Below are 19,416 nucleotides of genomic sequence, written 5' to 3'. Positions count from 1 at the left end.
CACAATTACTGAAAGAAATTGCTGCCGAATTTTCAGCGGAAATAATAAAAGAGGTTGAATATATGCCTAATTGGTATCTATTAAGATCTCCAACTACGTCTCACGGATTAGCCATGTCTAATTTGTTCTACGAAACAGGGATGTTTGAAGAGGTAGACCCGGCATTTATGTTTGATTTTAAACCCAGTCTATGCACTACTGAGCCAAACGAAGCTGCCCAGTGGGGATTAGAAAAAGTTAATGCTTGTAGTGCGTGGCAAATTACCAAAGGTAGTTCTAATGTAATAGTAGCCGTTTTAGATCAAGGTATAGATAGAAACCATCAAGAGTTTGCAAACAACTATAGTACTGTATCCTATGATATCATCAATGGAAGTTCTCCTTCTGTTGTCCGTGGAAATCATGGTACACACGTTGGTGGAATTATAGGGGCAAATCATAATAGCATTCAAATAGCTGGTGTTGCCCCTCAAACAACCATGTTATCTATAAGCCACAATTTAAGTGTAACCCCGACTATAAGTAGTCAGCTTGCAACTGGAATTAGTTATGCTCAAAATAATGGAGCAGCGGTTATAAATAACTCATGGGGTGATCAAGGAGGCGCATTTTATGAGGATTTACATAGTACCGTACTAGAAGATGCTATTCGATCTGCAATAACTTCTGGAAGAAACGGGAGAGGGTGTGTGGTGCTTTTTGCAGCAGGAAATGCAAACAGAAATGGTGTAGATTATCCAGCATCTTTTGATTCTAGATTATTGGTAGTAGGAGCAACAAATACTTCTGATAGAAGAGCCAGTTTTTCTTCTTACGGTTCTAGTCTCGATGTAGTAGCACCGGGAGAAAATATATTGTCAACTCTCCCTAATAATGCTACGGGAAACATGAGTGGCACGTCTATGGCAACTCCTCATGCAAGTGCGGTGGCTGCTTTGATGCTCTCAATTAATCCGAACCTCACAGGATCTGAAGTTGTAAGAATTATTGAGAGTACTGCACAAAAGGTTGGTGGATATTCTTATGTCACTACATCAGGCAGGAATAATGGCACATGGAACAATGAAATGGGTTATGGTTTACTCAACGCATTCGCCGCAGTTTCACAAGTGTCTGGCGGTATTGTAAACTTCATAGATCAGACAGTTACATCCAATCAGTCAGTTTCTGGATGGGAAATATATGCCCGGAATTTTACTGTAACAAATAGTTCTCTTCTGTCTTTTAATTTTGTAAACCAAATTACTATTGATCCACCTTTTACTGTAAATTCCGGTTCGACAATGAATATCTCATATTAGAACTAACTAATTTTACAAGAATGATGTCTCAAAACAGAAGTTAACTATACTTAGAATTAAAAATTCGGCCTTATTTTTAGACAGGATGTCTATCCCAAAAATACAGTTAAAATAATTCACAAGATATTTGCTCATACGCTTTTAATGATATATTTTTCAGACACATATTTACCACACTTTATTCATTAATAAAAATACAATTCTATGAAAACGAATCTTTTAATCCTGTCTTTTATTCCATTGTTATGGTCATGCCATTCGGAAAACCATTTTTCAGAAAAGAAAGACAAAGCGCTCGACCAAGTTCTTCTTTTGAAGGTAGATTATCTTACGAATACTTTTGAAGGCGGTTTAGAATTTGTATTCTCGCAACAATCTGATGATTTTACAATAGAAACAGAATACAAGTTCGCAGATAATTGGGGTTATATTAGGATAAAATACAAAGAGTTAGGTGAAACTTTATTTGAAGGGACTATTTATTCAGATAAAGTGGGTGAAATGATATATCCGAAAGATTTACTCCCGGCTAACATGTTCAAGGCGCAGATAACACAGGACTTTGTATCTCCTGTCAATGGATTTGAGAAAATATTCAATCCCCAAAACCTTGACCTGGACTATTTTAACGCCTGGCATACAGTGCAATCGCTCTTGAAAACAAGGGAATATCTGAAAGAAAACCCCTCACAAAAAGTAAAACTTTTTCTCTATACACCCTGCATGGGTAAGGCGAATCCACAGAATTGGCGTTGGATTATTTTTTTAAAGAAATGAAGAAAATAGTCCTATTATTAGGTAAAAACATCTCATTTTATTGACCATAAATACAATATTTTAAAATGTGATCGCATTACTGTCCTATTAAAATCTAAAATAGTTCTTTGAAATATCTGAAATATAGTTAGTTAGAGAGGTTTTTCGAGCGAACGGACTTGAATTTGTAGCTTTGTGTCAGATTAATCCCGTGGCATATGTTTCAACGTTTTCGTTCAGTTGGCTTCGTTTTGAATCGAAGTAAGTTTAACCACATTGTTGCCAAGTATGATGGTGACAAATATGTGAAGCATTTCACTTGTTGGAATCAACTACCTGCTTTGGTGTTCGGCCAACTTTCCAACCGTGAAAGTCTGCAGGATTTGATAGTTACTCTTGAATCTCATCATTCCAAATGTCATCATTTCGGAATGGGAAAGAACGTATCAAAATCATCCTTGGCAGGGGCAAATCAAGATAGAGCCTATCATATGGAATACGCTTACTACCTGGTTGGTGAAGCACGACAAAAGAGTGTCAGTCATATTTTCAAACTTGGTGATAACGTTTATACTTTTGATTCGACAACTATTGATTTGTGTCTTTCGGTCTTCTGGTGGACTAAATTCCGCAAGAAATGCGGTGGCAATCAAAGTGTACACATTCCATGATGTAGAAACACAAATACTCAGCTATTCTTGTCAGGCTGGTACAACCACGTATCTGGGCAAAACCTACACTCCTCGGGTGACCTTTGAAGGAACGGGTGCCTGCATCTGAAATGTGGGCATTGCATTAAAAATCAACAAATCGAGGCGATATTATTGGAGGAAGGGAAATAAAAATTAAATAAAATTGTTATGTTGTTTTTTAACTTAAAAAGTTTGCACAAATAAAAAATTACCTTTAAAATTGTAATTATCTTAAATCTAACCCATAACTATATATGGGCATTAAAGAAAAAATAGTATCACGAACAATATAATATTTTTAAAGGTGTATTATGAAAAGAATCCTCATGTTTATGCTGCTTTCCACAATATTGATTTTTTGTGAGAAAGTAAGAGCCAACAATCACACTGGTACGATCCTTGCGACTTCTGAATCGAACGTTGCACAGCAACAAAAGCGTGTTTATGGTACTGTAACAGATTTGGAGGGAGGGGCTCTTCCGTTTGTCACGGTACTTGTAAAAGGTACCAACATAGGTACCATTACCGATGAAAACGGAATCTATGAACTGAATGTATCGGGAAATGTCACCCTCATATTCAGCTATATGGGATTCCGCGACTACGAAATATCCACCGAAGGGAAGACCCAAATAGATGTCGTACTGCTTGAAAACGACGTAAGACTGGACGAAGTAGTGGTGACGGGATATAATTCCATCGAAAGAAAACATTTGGCATCCTCCATCGAATCGGTAGATATGGGAAAAAACATCAGCCGTCCGATCATCAAATTACAAGACGTCTTTTCAGGTACCGTTCCCGGCGTAACCATGCTAAAAGGGAGTAACTTGCCAGGATCTGTACCAGGCAGTATATCCATTCGCGGAATCAGTACGTTACAGAATGCCGAGCCACTGGTTATCATCGATGGTATGGAACAGCCATTAACCGATGTCGATCCTAATCAAATCAAAAGCATCAGCATATTAAAAGATGCCGCTGCCGCATCCATGTACGGTTCAAGAGGCGCCAACGGCGTAATCGTAGTCGAAACCCACAGGGGAAATGCCAGCCAATTTTCAGTAAATGTAAACAGTTGGTTTGCCGTATATCAACCACTCCATTTGCCTGATTTTGTAAATTCAGCTGATTTCATGCGCCTGCGGAACGAGGCACTTTCCTTACAAAGTCAACCGCTCCTCTATACCGAGGACGATATCTCGAAGGCCGAGCAAGGTCTTACTCCAAACACCGACTGGATAAAGGAAATCATGGAACGTACCTCCACCTCGCACAATACTTCTGTCAGTATATCAGGCGGCGGCGGAGTGGGTACCTTCAACTTAATGCTCAATTACATAAAAGAGAATGGATTAAATAAAATCGAAGGTTCGGACAAATTCAGCGTTCGGTTCAATACGAACATTAATATTGCCGACCGATTCATTCTTCTTGCCGATTTTTATGCGCACCGTCTGAAAGTTGACCGTCTTCGGCGAAACAACGACGGACACGGCCTATACCAAATTGCATGGAGAATGAATCCCACCCAGGCTGTTTTCTATAATGACACCATTCCCGAACACTATATGCTGCACAACGATTTGAATCCGGTAGCTTTCATCAATCGTGGCGGAACATGGAATTATATGTATGATAAAAGTACCATAAACTTGCGCCCGCGCTATTATATCACCGATTATCTGAACTTCGAAGGAAACGTGTCCTATATGATCGACAAATCGGCCAGTAAATGGAAAAGATTGACTTATAAGTTTTACGACGGCGACGGCAAGCCAGTCACGACATGGGGTAATGATATCGGTTCGCAACAAAACGTCAGTCAAAGTCAGTTGACAGGAAGAGGTTTGCTCAATTTCGAAAAAAATATCCGTAACGACAAAGACAAAATCTATGCGGTGGCCGGTGCAGAAGCCATGTCATATGTCTTTACCGATTACAGGGAAATTACAAAAGCATCGTTTTTCACTAAAGTCAATTATTCGTTCGACGACCGCTATCTTCTCGAAGCAACTTTCCGTTCGGACGGAAGCAGCAAATTTGCCCCCGGACGTCAATGGGGCATTTTCCCTTCAGCTTCATTTGGCTGGAACATTCATAATGAAAAATTCATAAGTTCCCTCAAAAATTCCGGAGCGATCACCAACATGAAACTGAGAGTGTCTTGGGGAAAAATTGGTAATGAAAATGTAAATCCTTATTTATGGCAGGAAATTGTAAACACCTGGGGATGGACAATGCGCGTGCCTAATCCTGATTTCACTTGGGAAAAACAAAAACAGTGGAATTTCGGTCTTGACCTTTCTCTATGGCAAAACCGATTGTCATTAACGGCAGATGTCTATAAGAAACATTCTTACGATCTGATTTATTCCGATTTTCCTGTACCTCCCCTGACGGGATCATATTATCTGACCTCATCGGTAAACATCGGCGAAGTGGAAAATAAGGGCTGGGAGGTTTCGGCTAAATGGTCCGATAATATCGGTGATTTCTCTTATAGTATCGGAGGCATGATCTTCAACAATAAAAACCAGGTATTGAAAGCCGGATACAATGCGAGCGACACGCTGATTTTTAAAGGCACCAACGACAAAATATGGTACAAAGGCATCCCTATTGATAATTACTATGGATATAAGACCAACGGTTATTTCCAGAACAAAGCAGAAATAGAGGCTACGGATGCCAAATTCCCCAATACACTCCCGGGTGATATAAAATACGTGGATCAGAATGGAGATGGTATACTCAACGACGCAGACCGGGTGTTCCTGGGAGATCCGGCACCACATTACAATTACTCCATAAGTCTTGACATGCGTTACAAACAGTGGGATTTCAGCATGTTGGGACAAGGAGTTGGCAAAAGAGTCGGACGACTGGGCGGTCAGGAAGGTTACCCGGTTTACGTTGACGGAGGAAGCAACAATCTGGGAGCACCCCGTCAGTACTACGCCGACAACCGCTGGACTCCTGAAACTCCCAACAGTCGTTTTCCGCGCGTATGGACCGGAACCAGTACCAACACTTATTTAAGCGATGTATGGCTTAGCGATGCCTCCTTCTTCCGTATCAAAACCATGCAACTGGGATACTCTATTCCTAAACTCGGGAAGCATTTCAGAAATATGCGTATTTACCTCAATGCCGAAGATTTCCTAACCTTTACAAAATGGGAAGGTCTGGAACCGGAAAGAGATGGAGGAAATGGCGCTTATCCCAGAATGGCTTCCTACAGTATCGGTATACAAGTAACGCTATTCTGATGTTACGGCAGAAAGCCCAAGAATAAAAAGTATGATGAAATTTAAATATTAAAATTGTACAACCATGAAAAAAACGATATACACTTTACTGATATTATTTGCACTGAGCAGCTGTAGCGATTTTCTGGACAAAAGAGATCCTACGGCCACCACGTTTGTCGAATTCTTCAACGACGAAGAAGATTTGCGTCGTGTCGTTTACAGTAGTTATCTCGACGTTTTCACGAATCCCACCTCTCGCGGAATCATCTTCTATATGGATGAAGGAAAGTCGGACAATGCATACAGCCGAATTGAAGGCGACCATCACCAAAGGATTGCGAATGGGAACTTTAATAGCAATACTTCTGATTTTCTATACTATTATGAGTTGTATATGAAACATCTCGGTCGTCTAAACACGTTTATCGCCCATGCGAACGTACCTTATGTAGAAGATGAAAGCGTTCGTCAAAAATACAAAGGAGTGCTCGAAGCTCTACGCGTATGGCACTATTTCCGGCTAACCATGAGATGGGGCAACGTGCCTTTTGTGCTGGAACCTGCCGATTTGGAAACCGCACGTCAGCCGGCCACATCCAAAGAAAAAATTCTCGATACGCTGTTTCCGCTGGCCGAAGAAATTGCCGCAAAATTGCCGCCGGACGAATACACGTCGGACAAGTATATGTTCAACCGCTATTCTTTCAAAGCACTGACCATGAGGTATGCCCTCTATAACGAACGTTATGAACTCGCGGCCAGATTGGCAAAAGAGATTATCGACACAAAAAAATATTCATTATATCCTGTATATGCCGACCTCTTCAGCTATAAAGCGGCATCCACCAATAATGAGTTTATCATGTGGTTCGACCTGGCCAGCCATGGTAACGGGGCAACCCAGTCATTCCAGCACCTGGGACCTCAATATAGGACAGGACAGGGACAATCTTATTGTGTTCCTACAAAAGCGTTAGTCGATGCCTATTGGACAAAGCAGGGAAGACCCATCGACAAATGTCCGCTGCACAGCAAGGAAGAATACGAGCTGACCCCCTCTCTCAACCGGGACCCACGTTACAGTGTCTCGATCATGGGCCATGGCGACATGTTCTATGGCGAACAGATAGACATCTATAACGAAAATTCACCCATGTTCTATCAAAGTCTGCGCGCCAGCCGCACTGGCTACTGGTTCCGTAAATTCGTCGATGAAACCGATGCGTTTAAAAGTGGAGGAAATATGGATTTTCCCTTGCTACGGTATGCCGAGGTATTGCTCACTTATGCAGAAGCAAAGATCATGCTCAATCAAGTGGACGATCTCACCAAGAACTGCATCAACGACATTCGCAGACGTGCCGGCCTCGACATGGACTATGCAGATGTTACCCTCCCGGAATACAGTTCTTACACTCAACCACAGTGGATCGACCTGATTCGCAATGAAAGGAGGATAGAACTCGCAGCGGAAGGACAACGTTATGACGACATCATTCGCTGGAAGATTGGGGAAGACGTTCTCAACAAACCGGCAGAGGGGCATACTCAGATCGTCGATGGCAAAAGGGTAACCCTGAAGGTTGAAGACAGATCATTCAAATCATTCAATTATCTTTGGCCATTCCACGAAAACAGCTTGAAAGTCGAACCGGGCCTCACTCAAAACCCTGGTTATTAACTCTATAGCTATACTGGTCGATATCGACGACGGGGAACCGGATCTGCGCACCGGAGGCGCCTCTTATTAAAGATTAACGGTTTATGAGGATGCGATTTCGTAAAAACGAACTTTTCCGGCGGGCATTTTCCATTACCTTTGTACGGTGCACGATGAAACGCACTTATCGTCTTCGCCCGATCAAACCGCATTCCGATACCGAAAGGACGAGCGGACAATCGCGGCGAAGGTTGCGAAACGACCCTTTCCGCGTCGAGAGAAAGAATTTGCGGATCGGAACGAATCGTCCGGATGGAGACAGTCGGTTCCGTTGCATGCGAGCACGAAGACGGGGATACGTCGATTGTTTACTAAAATATAAATGATTATGATTAAAAAATTAAGCTTATTCGCTCTTTTGTTTATCCTGTCTCTGCCTTACCTGTTCGGTCAGGAGAAACATGCCGGTCTTTATCAGGTAGATCCGCTCATCAAAGTCCTCAAAGAAAGAACTTATTTCAGGGACGATCCGGACACGATCAGGATAGCCAAAGGAGAAGTGGCCAGTGTACAAATAGTGGTGAAAGGGTTCGCCGAAATCAGAAATATGCGGGCTGTCGTCACCGACCTGTCGTCCGATCGCTCCAAATTGGAAAGAGCGACGACCGGCTGGGTAGGCTACGTGCGCGTGGGACGCTCTTACGATCCGCCCTCGAACGACATTATCCGATCGGCATCGGGCTATTTCCCCGATCCCATTCTCCCCGATTCCGCCTTTTCGATAGAAGCCGGCGAAGTGCAGCCCTTATGGATCTCCGTCCCTACGGATGCATTCACTGTTCCCGGGTTATACAAAGGAACGGTAAAGATTACGGGAGAAGTAGGGAAAAAGAAAGAAACCTGGCATAAAGATTTCTACATTCGGGTTTACCCCGTTACCTTAGGCAAATCGCCCCTGTATGTGACGAACTGGTCGGCTCATTTCAGTCCCGAAACCCTCGCGTACTTGAATCACGGCAATCCCGTAGAGCTCTATTCCCCCTTGTATTGGGAGTTGATCCGGATACATGCCCAGACGATGGCGGCGCACCGACAAAACGTATACCGCATATACCCTATCTGGCATACGTTGTATACGTATCATAACGGGAAATACACGTTCGATTTCAGCCGATTCGACAAAGAAGTGGAAATCTACGACACCGTAGGGGGGCTGGAGAAAATAGAAGGAGGGCATTTGGCCTGGAGATCGGGCGCATGGAACGAACCGTTCTTCGTGGAAGTGCCTCTCCCCGATAACGAAGAGACGCGCAAACTGCGCACATCGCCCAATCCTCAAAGCGTAGAAAACGGAATCCGGTTCACCTTATTGCCCGTAACAGACGAAAGAGCGAAAAATTTCATCACCCAATTCATGCCTGCGTTCAAAAAACACCTGGAACAAAAGGGATGGTTGAGTAAGTACATCCAGCACATCGCAGACGAGCCCACGGCTAAAAACGCTCCTTCCTATGTGACCATCAGCAATTATATCCACGAGTTTTTGCCGGGAGTGAAGGTGATGGATGCCGTATTGACCTCGAAGGAGTTGGCCGGAGCGATCGATATCTGGATTCCCCAGCTCAATATCCTTCACAAAGATTTCGACTTTTACAAAGAATTGAAAACGAAAGGGAAAGAGATCTGGTTCTACACCTGTGTCGCCCCCAGAGGCAATTACGCGAACAGATTCATAGAACTTCCGCTCTGTCAGACCCGCTACCTGCACTGGCTCAACTATAAATACGCGATTCCCGGTTACCTGCACTGGGGACTCAATTATTGGGTCAAAGACCAGCTGCACGCCGATGCCTCCAGAGACCGGGGGAAACTGCCAGCAGGAGACAACTGCATCATATACCCCGGATACCGCAAGCTGTACACTTCCATCCGCTTCGAAGCGATGCGAGACGGCATCGACGATTACCAGTTATTGAAAATGGTGGAACAACAGCATCCGGCCAAGGCGAAGGAATATGTAAACGCCATCATACAAGGCTTCGACGAATACGATAGCAGCGTATCCCACTTCAGAGCCGTCAGAGAAAAAATGCTCGAACTATTGAGTAAAAACAGAACGACCCCATAACAGTACGAATATGAATAAAAACATGTTAGCCTGCGTTTTAAGCTTGGCCTCTCTGTGGGGAGGCAGCGAAATCAACGCTCAGAAATTTGAACAGATAGCCCGCACGCCGCCGATGGGATGGAACAGCTGGAATAAATTCAATTGTGACATAAACGAACACATCGTCAGAGAAATAGCCGACGCGATGGCCTCGAACGGCATGAAGGAGGCCGGGTACGAGTACGTCGTCATCGACGATTGCTGGCAAGGGGAACGAGACAGCCTGGGCTTCATCCAGCCCAATCCGAACACATTCCCTTCCGGTATGAAAGCCTTGGCGGACTATATTCATTCGAAAGGACTGAAGTTCGGCCTATACTCGAGCATCGGTGAGAAAACCTGTCAGGGAAGATCGGGATCCGGAGGACGGGAATACCAGGATGCCATCCAGTTCGCCCGATGGGGCGTGGATTTTCTCAAATATGACGGATGTTCTCCGAACGACTGCCACCCGAAAGGAGCTATCCAAACGATCAGCAAAGCCCTGAAAGAAGCGGGACGACCCGTCGTCCTGAGCGTGAGCCCCTTCGGAGAACCCTGGACGTGGGCGGAAAAGGCCGTACACATGTGGCGAATGTCCTCGGATATCATGAGTTGCTTCGATTGCCTGAAAGGATACGGGAATTGGTTCAAACTCGGCGTGCTCCAAATCCTGGACGAGACCAACCAGTACAGACATTACGTCAAACCCGGATTCTGGATGGATGCGGAAATGCTCCAAGTAGGAAACGGATTGACGGAAAGTCAAAACAGAGCGCACTTTTCCATGTGGGCCATGTTAGCCGCACCGCTTATGGCGGGAAATGACTTGAGAGAGACGGACGCACAGACCTTGAAGATCCTGACGGAAAAGGAAGTGATCGCCATCGATCAGGATGCAGCCGGAATACCCGCTTTCAGATACATGAAAGTCAGAGACCTGGAAACGTGGATAAAACCTCTTGCCGGAGGAGAATGGGCCGTCTGCTTTTTGAACAGAGGACTGATCCCGCAAAAGCAGGAAGTAAACTGGCACGAGCTGTTTCAAGCGAGAGTCGGCGTAAAGCAGAGAATCTATTCGATCAGAAATATCTGGGAAAAGCGGGATATCGGAACGACCGAAAACAAACTTACCATAAACGTGCCTGCCGAAGACGTCGTCCTCCTGAGAATCAAACCGATCGACTGATCGCCCACGAATCTCTTTCTCCCCTCGTGGCCGGATACGTCACGCAACGTAGTCGGATACGTTCTATAACGTGTCTGGATACGTCACACAACGTAGTCGGATACGTCACACAACGTAGTCGGATACGTTACACAACGTAGTCGGATACGTTACACAACGTAGTCGGATACGTTACACAACGTAGTCGGATACGTTCCATAACGTGGCCGGATACGTCCGGAACCCCGCCGGCGAGGTTGTTTATCCCGTCGGATAGGTTGTACGACCTATCGGGATACGTCCCGAACGTCAAATTTGAGGTTGTACAACCTCAACGGACAGGTTCCCCAACGTATCCGACGGGGTTCGGAACGTCGAATTTGAGGTTATCCAACGTATCCGGCGGGATCCGGGACGTCGACGGACAGGTTCCCCAACGTATCCGACGGGGTTCGGAACGTCGAATTTGAGGTTATCTAACCTCAACGACAACAAATTGAACCCCGCCGGAGGTATTTTCAACCTCGTCGGCGGGGTTCGGAACCTTGCATTTAGCATCCGATCATTTATTCAGAGACGGACGGCGAAGGGGGATTCACCGTCGAGCGGATGAAAAACTGCTTCAGGTCGCGGTACTTGGCTGCAAAGCCCTGCGTGCCCGTCTGGATCTTGTAGCCCGTGTAGGCATAATCGTCCAATGCAGCTTGGAAGTTGTCAAAATCGGCCAGCGTCTTGGCGCTGATCAGCCCATCCACCAATTTGTTGAGTTTAGCCAAATAGCTTTCTATCCGGGCGCGGTCGGAATAGTCTAACACGAACTCGGCCCAGTCCACGTCCGACGAACACAGCGCCGACTGGTTTTGCGCATAGTCGTACGTCTTGTTGACGAAGAGCTTGTTCTGTTCGTTGATGCTGCCGTACTTCCGCCGTTCTGCGGGCGAGAGGTTTACGAGGAAGGGAGTCAGCTCCGTTTCGAGCTTAGCGATAGCTTCCGCTACCTTCGTGTGCGCTTCTTCGCTGATGTGCACGCGATTGAGATTTTGGATGGTTGCCATGTCTTAAAAATTTAAACGGTTTATAAAAAAGAAAAATAAAAACCGCCCGCCCCGCTCTGCAAACGCAAAGCAACGGCGGTCGGCCAACTATACAATATACGTTATTCAATTTTAGCTTAATCATTCCAGTCTATCATTTTGCGTCTGAGTGCAAGTATAATACATCTTTTCGATTTCTCCAAATTTTTCGGAGAAAAAAATCGTCGTTTCCCCCCAAAAAATGTGCCGGCCGTACCGCAGGAGGACAGATGGATTTATGAAAACATTCGGCAATTTTCTTTATACAGCGTTTGCAGAACTAAATATTTTGTCTATCTTTGCAGGGCAATCGAGTAAAGAGGTGCCTTAGCTCAGGTGGTAGAGCAATGGACTGAAAATCCATGTGTCCCCGGTTCAACTCCTGGAGGCACCACTTTTTAAGAAATAAACGTAAATCCCTGAACTTCTTTTGAAATTCAGGGATTTTTCTTTTCTGAGGAATTCCACTTTGAGCCCCATCAGGCAGTTGCGCCGACCTAATTCGTGGTCATTTGGGGGTCGCGAAAAAAAATGGCCACAAATAGCACTGTAAGTCACTGGTTGTCTTGTTATTAAATGCTCGTTATTCTATGCGGTTGGAGTATCTTTAACCCATTATTTTTAGAGTATGAGACAGACATTTAATGTGCTTTTTTTCGTTAGAAAAACGAAAACAGTGAAATCGGGTGAAACACCCATCATGTTGAGAATTACCATTGCGGGACAGTTGGCAGATGTACTTCCCACAGAAACCTTGCGGTTGTGATATAATCACTTTAGTTTGGTAGTATCAATCGGATAGAATTAAACCTTCTTCCACTCCTATCTTTCAAAGAACGAATACGCTGTAAAGATAACCTTTTTCTAAGAATAAGAAAGACAGGATGATAATTATTTGTAATACTATCGTTTAGCTAAGTTGTTCGACATATTATCTTTTGGAGTTCTACTTGTGTTTGATTGGTTTGATTTCTTTAGAAGAAGTCTTTTTTGTCTTATCGACAAAACAAAAACAGTCTATTTCCGTCTTATTGGCAGGACAAGAATACCCCTAACTTATCCCGATATTTTGTTTTATTTCTAAAATGCACTATATTTGCAGTATAATAGAAACAAAATAAAGAAATGACTTTTCTGGAATTTAAGAATCAATTCTTCGATTTGGCATGCTTCAATATCTATCAGGTATATGCATGGCAACCGGATTTTGACCGGAACAACCTTACTCGTTGGGCGAAGAAAGGGTATCTTATCCGGTTACGACAGGGCTATTTTGCTTTCTCGGAATATAAGAGCAAGCCGGATTATTCCCTTTATTTTGCCAACCGGATTTATCGCCCGTCTTATATCAGCCTGCATACGACATTGTCGTTTTACGGGATGATACCGGAAGCGGTGGTGCAGATTACCAGTGTGACAACCCTGAAAACAGCATCATTCGCCAATGACTTCGGCGAATACTCATATAAGAATGTCAAAGAAAATCTGCTATTCGGGTACGACTTAAAGCCAATGGCAGACAGTCGCACTATACAGTTTGCCACACCTGAGAAGGCATTACTTGATTTACTGTATCTTTATCCGTTCTATGATAGCGAACAGGAATTGGAAGAGTTGCGTTTGGATGAAGATTACCTGCATGATGATTTAAACAAGGATTTACTGATGGACTACTGCGACAAGTTTCAAAGCAAGGCGCTTGACCATCGGGTAAAGTTACTTCTTAAAACTTACGATTTATGATACAGATTGAACAGATAAAGAATTATTTTCCGGCTCAAATCCGTGGAAATTCGGGGTTCAATAAGCACATCCTGAAAGAGTATTTGCAGTTGATGATTCTGGATTACCTTTCTTCTACGCCAAGCATCCAAAAGATGGCTTTTATTGGTGGAACAAACTTGCGTCTGGTAAAGGGTATAGACCGGTTTTCTGAAGATTTGGATTTCGACTGTAAAGACTTGTCGAAAGACGAGTTTATTGAAATGACAAACGGCGTAATCCAGTTTTTAGAGCGTTCAGGGTTGAGGGTGGAAGCAAAGGATAAGGATAATCCGAAACTAACAGCTTTTAGGCGGAATATCCATTTCCCTGAACTACTATTCGATTTGGGGTTGAGCGGACACAAGGAAGAACGTTTTTTGATAAAGGTTGAAAGCCAAGACCAAGGAATCGTTTATCCTCCGATTATTACCAATATCAAAGGCTGCGGATTCTTTTTCCCGTTTCCCGTTCCTTCCGATGGTGTATTGTGCAGCATGAAAATTGCGGCCATGTTATCCCGTGCTAAAGGACGTGATTTTTACGACCTGATATTTTTATTGGCGCAGGAAAAACCCGATTACGATTTTCTTTCAAAACGTTGCGGAGTACATAATTTGCAAGAATTCAAGCAAGCGACAGCCGAATTGCTAAAGACAGTCGATTTGAAGAAAAAGCAAAAGGATTTTGAGCACCTACTTTTCAATAAAGCGAATAGCGAGAAGATTTTGAGGTTTGGGGAATTTGTAGATTCACTTACAGAATAGTTCGATGCAAAATGTGCGTTTCGGAACTGATGGCTTCGGAACAGTAGAAAGGCAAATTAAACAGCCGTAAATTTTACCGCCATAAAAATTCCTTTCTATTTCTGTTATGCACTATTTTTACTGCATAGTAGAAATAAAAAGATTAATTATCCCAATTTTTCAGCCAAACAATAGGTTGATTTCAATATTCTTTCTTACCTTTGCACTAACAATCATGTTAATTCACAGAATGTCAATGAAAATTTGATGTTGGGGTACGCGCTAAACCAATGGCAGACAACGGTACCATACCGTTGTCTACCCCTCTCCATCGAAAACAACAGTCATCTTTTCCTCGAAGGCGTATTACTTTTACGGAACAAGGCACGTACGCCGGCATAAATCAATCGAAAGAAAAGGAGAATACCATAGAACAGCACGCTCAGGCTAAATACCCACAACAATTGGGTATAAAGCTCCTTCCACTGCGTACCAAAAGATATAATGGAGTACACATTCAAACCGAATGCAATGATAAAACAAACAATCCATATAAGGATTTCCGTCTTTTGCCTCTTCACCGTCAGCTTTATATGTATATCTTTCATAATTTCTGTCATTTAATATTTTGATAAGGTATTCTGTAATCTTGTGGGAATTCTATCACCCGCCGTTCTTCCATCGCCTGATTGCCCAACAATGCCAACAAGCCGGAATAATAGGCTTCCTCGACTAGCATCGGCATCGGCTTACCGGTAATGACGGCATTGCAATACGCCTCGACCAATCCTTTAGAGCCGTCGTCCACGGAGGCACCGGTCGTATTCGAACCGTCATGAACCTGCAAATTGTCCATAATAGGTTTCCCTTTCGTGTTGGAAGCGGTCTCGGGAACCCAACTCGGCCCTGCGAACGAAACGTGGTCGAAGATCTTATGCTCGATTTGATTGATCAACTGTTGAATGCCGGGAGCGGGTGCTATATCCTCCATATAAAGCAAGCCTTTCGCCAGCTCGAGCGTAGCTTTATGACCAAGGACTTCCTCGTCCATTCCGTAATGCTTGTTCGAGATGATCGACTCGAACGTCATACGCAACCCATTCGGATAATGGTATATGACGCTTACGCTATCGTACACCTCGCGGCCGTCTTTCCAGAAGATATTATCTCCGAAACCCGCGATGTAATCGGGAAGAGATTTATATACCCACGTTCCGAGTTGAAGTTGGTGAGCCGCCAATTCGGTCATCAAACCGCCTGAATATTCTTTATACAGCCGCCAATTGATCAGCTTTTCCAAAGAAGGTTCGGGAACAGGCCTCCGCCAATCGTTATTTCGATACCAGAAATTACGGATATCCACGATCTCGCCCAACACGCCCTGATCGATCAATTCGATGCCTTTGAGATACTTCGGATCGAACAGCCGTTGCAAGCCGATGTAAAGCACTTTTCCGGTTTCTTTGTAAGTTTCGTACATCTCTTTGCACTGTTCGATCGTCCGAGCCATCGCCTTCTCGCAAAAAGCATGCTTGCCGGCGCGAAGCGCCGCCAACGAAATAGGGGCATGCAGGTAAAGAGGAGTGGAAATCAATACGCCATCGACCTGAGGGTCATTGATCGCATCCATATAATTTTTGTACTGCTTGGCCTTAGGGAAAACCTTGGCCGCATTATCCAGATGCGGCTGATAAATATCGCAAATAGCTACCACCTCTGCCTGGGGGATCTGCAACAGGTTATTCACGTGGTACATTCCTCGCGACCCCGTACCGATCAACGCTAATTTGGCCTTACCGCCTTTGGCTTCTTCCGACAGACTTTCGGCAAAAGAGTGAAACAAAGGCAGGGAAGACAAAATCAGCCCGCTTCCTCCTACTATTCCCATTTGCTTAAGGAAGTCTCTTCTTGATAAATTCTGAACATTCATTGCATTCTATAAAACAGGTTTATACATTTTACCAAACTCTAATTATTATCTCCAGACAAATAAAAGAACTTTTTCCCGCATCTTTCATCGAATCAAGCTCTTTCTGTCCGCTTAAAAGACCACGATTGAACTTTGTGCCCATACAAAGCAAAGAAAATCAAATAAAGATAACAGGGTATCAATAACCAATACGCTTTCTGCAAGCCCATCATATCGGCAAAATAGCCATATAATATAGGCATGATGGCATTACCGCATAAGCCCATGACCAGTAAAGTAGATCCGATTTTGGTAAACCGGCCCAAGCCGTGAATGGACAAAGGCCAAATTCCCGCATAGATCAAGGCGTTAGGCAAACCCAATGAACACAGAAACCAGATTGACAGACTCGCCGTATGCCCCAAGAAGGTCACATGCCGATCGACGAACAACACCCCGAGCGACAAGAGCAGGCCGGTGATACAACAGATCTGCAACATTCTGCTCTGCGATAAATATTTCGGTATGAGCACCATGCCAATCAAATAACCGATAATCGTAAAACCCATGGTATACGAAGGAAAAGCTTTGGCTTCAAGCAGGTTTATCCCCATCGAACCGGCGTAACTGATAATCGTATCGATGGCCACGATTTGCGTCCCCACATGAACAAAAATGGCCAGAGCGCCCAAGATCAGATAGGGAAACTGAAAGATGGAGGTCCGGTGATAATTGCCTGTATCCTCTTCCTTGTTATTCTTCGTCGGGTCGATCTCCGGGAGAACGGAATATCGAATAAAGATACCGAACGAAAGCAAGATCACAGCTAAGGCCGAATACGGAAGAATGACCCGACGTATCAGGTCATCCAACATCATGTTTTTCGAAACTTCGTCCAGCGTTCCTCCTTCGAGCAAGGCAAACAAGTCCCCATCGGTCACCTTTAAAATAACCGCAGCGAAAATCAGTGGAGAGAGTATCCCCGCCAGCTTATTACATATCCCCATGGCACTGATTCGTTTGGCAGCGCTCTCTATCGGGCCCAAAATCGTTATATAAGGATTGGCAGCCGATTGCAGCATTGTCAGTCCGGCGCCGATTACAAACAATCCGGAGAGGAATAATCCGTAGGTACGAGTAAGCGCTGCAGGAATGAAAAGAGCAGCGCCTACAGCCATGCAGATAAACCCGTACATGATACTCCGTTTATATCCGATCTTATTGATGACCAAACCGGAAGGAACCGACAAGCAGAGGTAGGCTATGTAAAAAGCAAATGCGACGAAATAAGACTGGAAATGAGTCAACTCACAAGCAATCTTGAAATACGGGATCAAAATCGAATTTACCCATGAAACCAACCCGAAGATAAAAAACATGACGCCCACTATAACGATCGCCATAGCCATATCCCGTTTACTCAATCGCTTTTCCTCAAGCTGCTCCATGATCGTTTGTCAAATTAAAGGTTCTTTCCACTGTGTTCATTTACAATTTCATTTCAAAACCGGGTTGATATTCACGCGTCCAGTACGCATTAGCCTCTTCGTCATGAAGGATATGGCCGTTTAAAGGATCGATATACAGGGTACGTCCAAGGCGTGTCGAGATATTCCCCAGCTGCATCAGCAGCGTACTGACATGACCGGTCTTCACGTCGGCACACAAGGCTGTGCCCTTTCTGATAGCATCGAAGAAATTATTGATATGAATAGCATCCAACGCTTCTGCCGGATTCATCAGATTGCGCGGATCGATCGAGATTTTACCGTACTGCTGCTTGACGACCTGATTATCCATGTCGAAAATGGAATAACCGTTATTGCCCGCAATCAACAAGCTGCCCTTGTCGCCGAAGAACATAACGCCTACACTGTTGCCTTCGACCATTTTGCCGTTGCAGCTGCGTCCTTCGTACGACAGCGATTTCTTGCCGTCATAATCGAAGTTGATAACCTGTGTGTCGGGAGTTTCCCAATCGTCATTTCCGAAATAACGTCCGCCCACGGCGTTAACCATCGTAGGGTAATCCAAATCCATCCCCCAGCGAAGCAGATCGATCATGTGGGTTCCGTTATTCAACGCCTCCCCTGTTCCCCAATGCCAGAACCAATGCCAATTATAATGGACGATATTATCCTTGAATGCGCGGCGGGGAGCCGGACCTTGCCAAAGATTCCAATCCAACCATGCCGGCACTTCCGTTTCCTTTCCGATACCGATAGGAGGACGATTATTCGTGTACCACGCCTTACCGAAATGTACGTTACCGATAGCTCCCTCTTTAACCGCCCGAATGCCTTCTATCACGTTCGGCCACGAACGTCTTTGGGTACCGATCTGGTATACTCTGCCATATTTCTTAACGGCCTCTATCAAGATCTCGCCTTCGGAAGGACAATAACTGGCAGGTTTTTCCGAATAGACCTCCTTGCCGGCTTGCATAGCCAACAGCGAAGCCAAGGCATGCCAATGGTCGGGAGTCGCTACAAATACCGCATCGACGTCCTTCGACTCCAACGCTTTCCTGAAGTCCGTAACCACTATAGGACGTGTTCCTTGGAGCTGCTCGACAGCGGCCGCGCACTTGGCAGCGGCACGTTTATCGACATCGCAAACGTATGTGATCACACATCCCCTCTGCTTCACGAAATTCGCAGCAAGTGCCGCACCACGAGCATGAACGCCGATAGCAGCCACCCGGATCCTATCATTCGAGCCCATGACGTGTGAATAACCCCTCGCGCTCAAACCGGTAAAGGCAGTAGGAGCTAACGAGAGAGCCGTCGTCCCGAAGAATGCTTTCTTTATGAAATCGCGCCTTGTTGTCATCAACTTTTTTATTAATCATTCAGATTAGACAAAAATAACCTCATTTTTATTTCCCACTTACCCAAATGACGCTATTAAATTCTCAAAAAACGTCAACCATATATTTTAATGAAACATC

13 protein-coding genes, 1 tRNA gene and 2 pseudogenes are annotated in these 19,416 nt (G+C 44.4%); 11 read left to right on the top strand and 5 right to left on the bottom strand.

Going from position 1 to position 19,416, the window contains the following annotated elements; all coding sequences use genetic code 11:
• Window positions 1–113: 113 nt before the first annotated feature.
• The 8 genes and pseudogenes from BN102_RS03170 to BN102_RS03135 all read left to right on the top strand — a co-directional run bounded on the left by BN102_RS03170 (window position 114) and on the right by BN102_RS03135 (window position 10,998).
• On the top strand, window positions 114–1,301 hold the full coding sequence (locus BN102_RS03170) for a S8 family peptidase (protein ID WP_198006541.1): 1,188 nt from the start codon (window positions 114–116) through the stop codon (window positions 1,299–1,301).
• 204 nt (window positions 1,302–1,505) lie between these two features.
• Complete coding sequence (locus BN102_RS03165) at window positions 1,506–2,078, top strand: hypothetical protein (RefSeq protein ID WP_019207625.1); 573 nt, start codon at window positions 1,506–1,508, stop codon at window positions 2,076–2,078.
• A gap of 197 nt (window positions 2,079–2,275) precedes the next feature.
• Window positions 2,276–2,479: pseudogene (locus tag BN102_RS11095) on the top strand (DUF4372 domain-containing protein); the annotation flags it as partial.
• A 1-nt stretch (window position 2,480) separates the two neighbouring features.
• A pseudogene (locus BN102_RS11090) lies at window positions 2,481–2,730 on the top strand (IS4 family transposase); the annotation flags it as partial.
• A 330-nt stretch (window positions 2,731–3,060) separates the two neighbouring features.
• The gene (locus tag BN102_RS03155) at window positions 3,061–6,021 is read left to right on the top strand and encodes a SusC/RagA family TonB-linked outer membrane protein (RefSeq protein WP_019207624.1); all 2,961 of its coding nucleotides are present in this window, start codon (window positions 3,061–3,063) and stop codon (window positions 6,019–6,021) included.
• A 64-nt stretch (window positions 6,022–6,085) separates the two neighbouring features.
• Window positions 6,086–7,684 carry a RagB/SusD family nutrient uptake outer membrane protein gene (locus BN102_RS03150; RefSeq protein ID WP_019207623.1) on the top strand — a complete coding sequence of 533 codons (1,599 nt, stop codon included), beginning with the start codon at window positions 6,086–6,088 and terminating at the stop codon, window positions 7,682–7,684.
• Window positions 7,685–8,051: 367 nt separating this feature from the next.
• Complete coding sequence (locus tag BN102_RS03140; protein ID WP_051007703.1) at window positions 8,052–9,791, top strand: DUF4091 domain-containing protein; 1,740 nt, start codon at window positions 8,052–8,054, stop codon at window positions 9,789–9,791.
• Between the two features lie 10 nt (window positions 9,792–9,801).
• The gene (locus BN102_RS03135) at window positions 9,802–10,998 is read left to right on the top strand and encodes a glycoside hydrolase family 27 protein (RefSeq protein WP_019207620.1); all 1,197 of its coding nucleotides are present in this window, start codon (window positions 9,802–9,804) and stop codon (window positions 10,996–10,998) included.
• Window positions 10,999–11,543: 545 nt separating this feature from the next.
• On the opposite strand, the gene BN102_RS03130 is transcribed toward BN102_RS03135, so the two are convergent.
• Window positions 11,544–12,032 carry a hypothetical protein gene (locus BN102_RS03130; RefSeq protein WP_019207619.1) on the bottom strand — a complete coding sequence of 163 codons (489 nt, stop codon included), beginning with the start codon at window positions 12,030–12,032 and terminating at the stop codon, window positions 11,544–11,546.
• A gap of 339 nt (window positions 12,033–12,371) precedes the next feature.
• On the opposite strand from BN102_RS03130, the gene BN102_RS03125 reads away from it, so the two are divergent.
• The 3 genes from BN102_RS03125 (at window position 12,372) to BN102_RS03115 (ending at window position 14,578) form a co-directional block, all read left to right on the top strand.
• Window positions 12,372–12,444 (top strand) — tRNA-Phe (locus tag BN102_RS03125).
• 731 nt (window positions 12,445–13,175) lie between these two features.
• Window positions 13,176–13,793: a type IV toxin-antitoxin system AbiEi family antitoxin domain-containing protein gene (locus BN102_RS03120; protein WP_019207618.1), complete on the top strand. Its 618-nt coding sequence runs from the start codon at window positions 13,176–13,178 to the stop codon at window positions 13,791–13,793.
• Window positions 13,790–14,578 (top strand): nucleotidyl transferase AbiEii/AbiGii toxin family protein, encoded by a 789-nt coding sequence (locus BN102_RS03115; RefSeq protein WP_019207617.1) that lies wholly within the window; start codon window positions 13,790–13,792, stop codon window positions 14,576–14,578. Before BN102_RS03120 ends, BN102_RS03115 begins: the two co-directional genes overlap by 4 nt.
• 323 nt (window positions 14,579–14,901) lie before the next feature.
• Here the strand turns inward: BN102_RS03115 and BN102_RS03110 are convergent, their stop codons facing one another.
• From BN102_RS03110 to BN102_RS03095, 4 genes are all read right to left on the bottom strand, one after another.
• Window positions 14,902–15,165, bottom strand: a complete 264-nt coding sequence (locus BN102_RS03110) for a hypothetical protein (protein ID WP_021312167.1) — start codon at window positions 15,163–15,165, stop codon at window positions 14,902–14,904.
• A gap of 8 nt (window positions 15,166–15,173) precedes the next feature.
• The gene (locus tag BN102_RS03105; RefSeq protein WP_019207615.1) at window positions 15,174–16,445 is read right to left on the bottom strand and encodes a Gfo/Idh/MocA family protein; all 1,272 of its coding nucleotides are present in this window, start codon (window positions 16,443–16,445) and stop codon (window positions 15,174–15,176) included.
• Between the two features lie 134 nt (window positions 16,446–16,579).
• A complete protein-coding gene (locus tag BN102_RS03100; protein ID WP_019207614.1) occupies window positions 16,580–17,914 on the bottom strand; it encodes a sugar MFS transporter in 1,335 nt (444 codons plus the stop codon).
• 40 nt (window positions 17,915–17,954) lie between these two features.
• A complete protein-coding gene (locus tag BN102_RS03095) occupies window positions 17,955–19,298 on the bottom strand; it encodes a Gfo/Idh/MocA family protein (RefSeq protein WP_019207613.1) in 1,344 nt (447 codons plus the stop codon).
• Window positions 19,299–19,416 lie beyond the last annotated feature (118 nt).

Origin of the sequence: Phocaeicola abscessus CCUG 55929, assembly GCF_000312445.1 — a bacterium.
GTDB lineage: Bacteria > Bacteroidota > Bacteroidia > Bacteroidales > Bacteroidaceae > Phocaeicola > Phocaeicola abscessus.
This window is presented reverse-complemented; position numbering and strand designations above follow the sequence as displayed.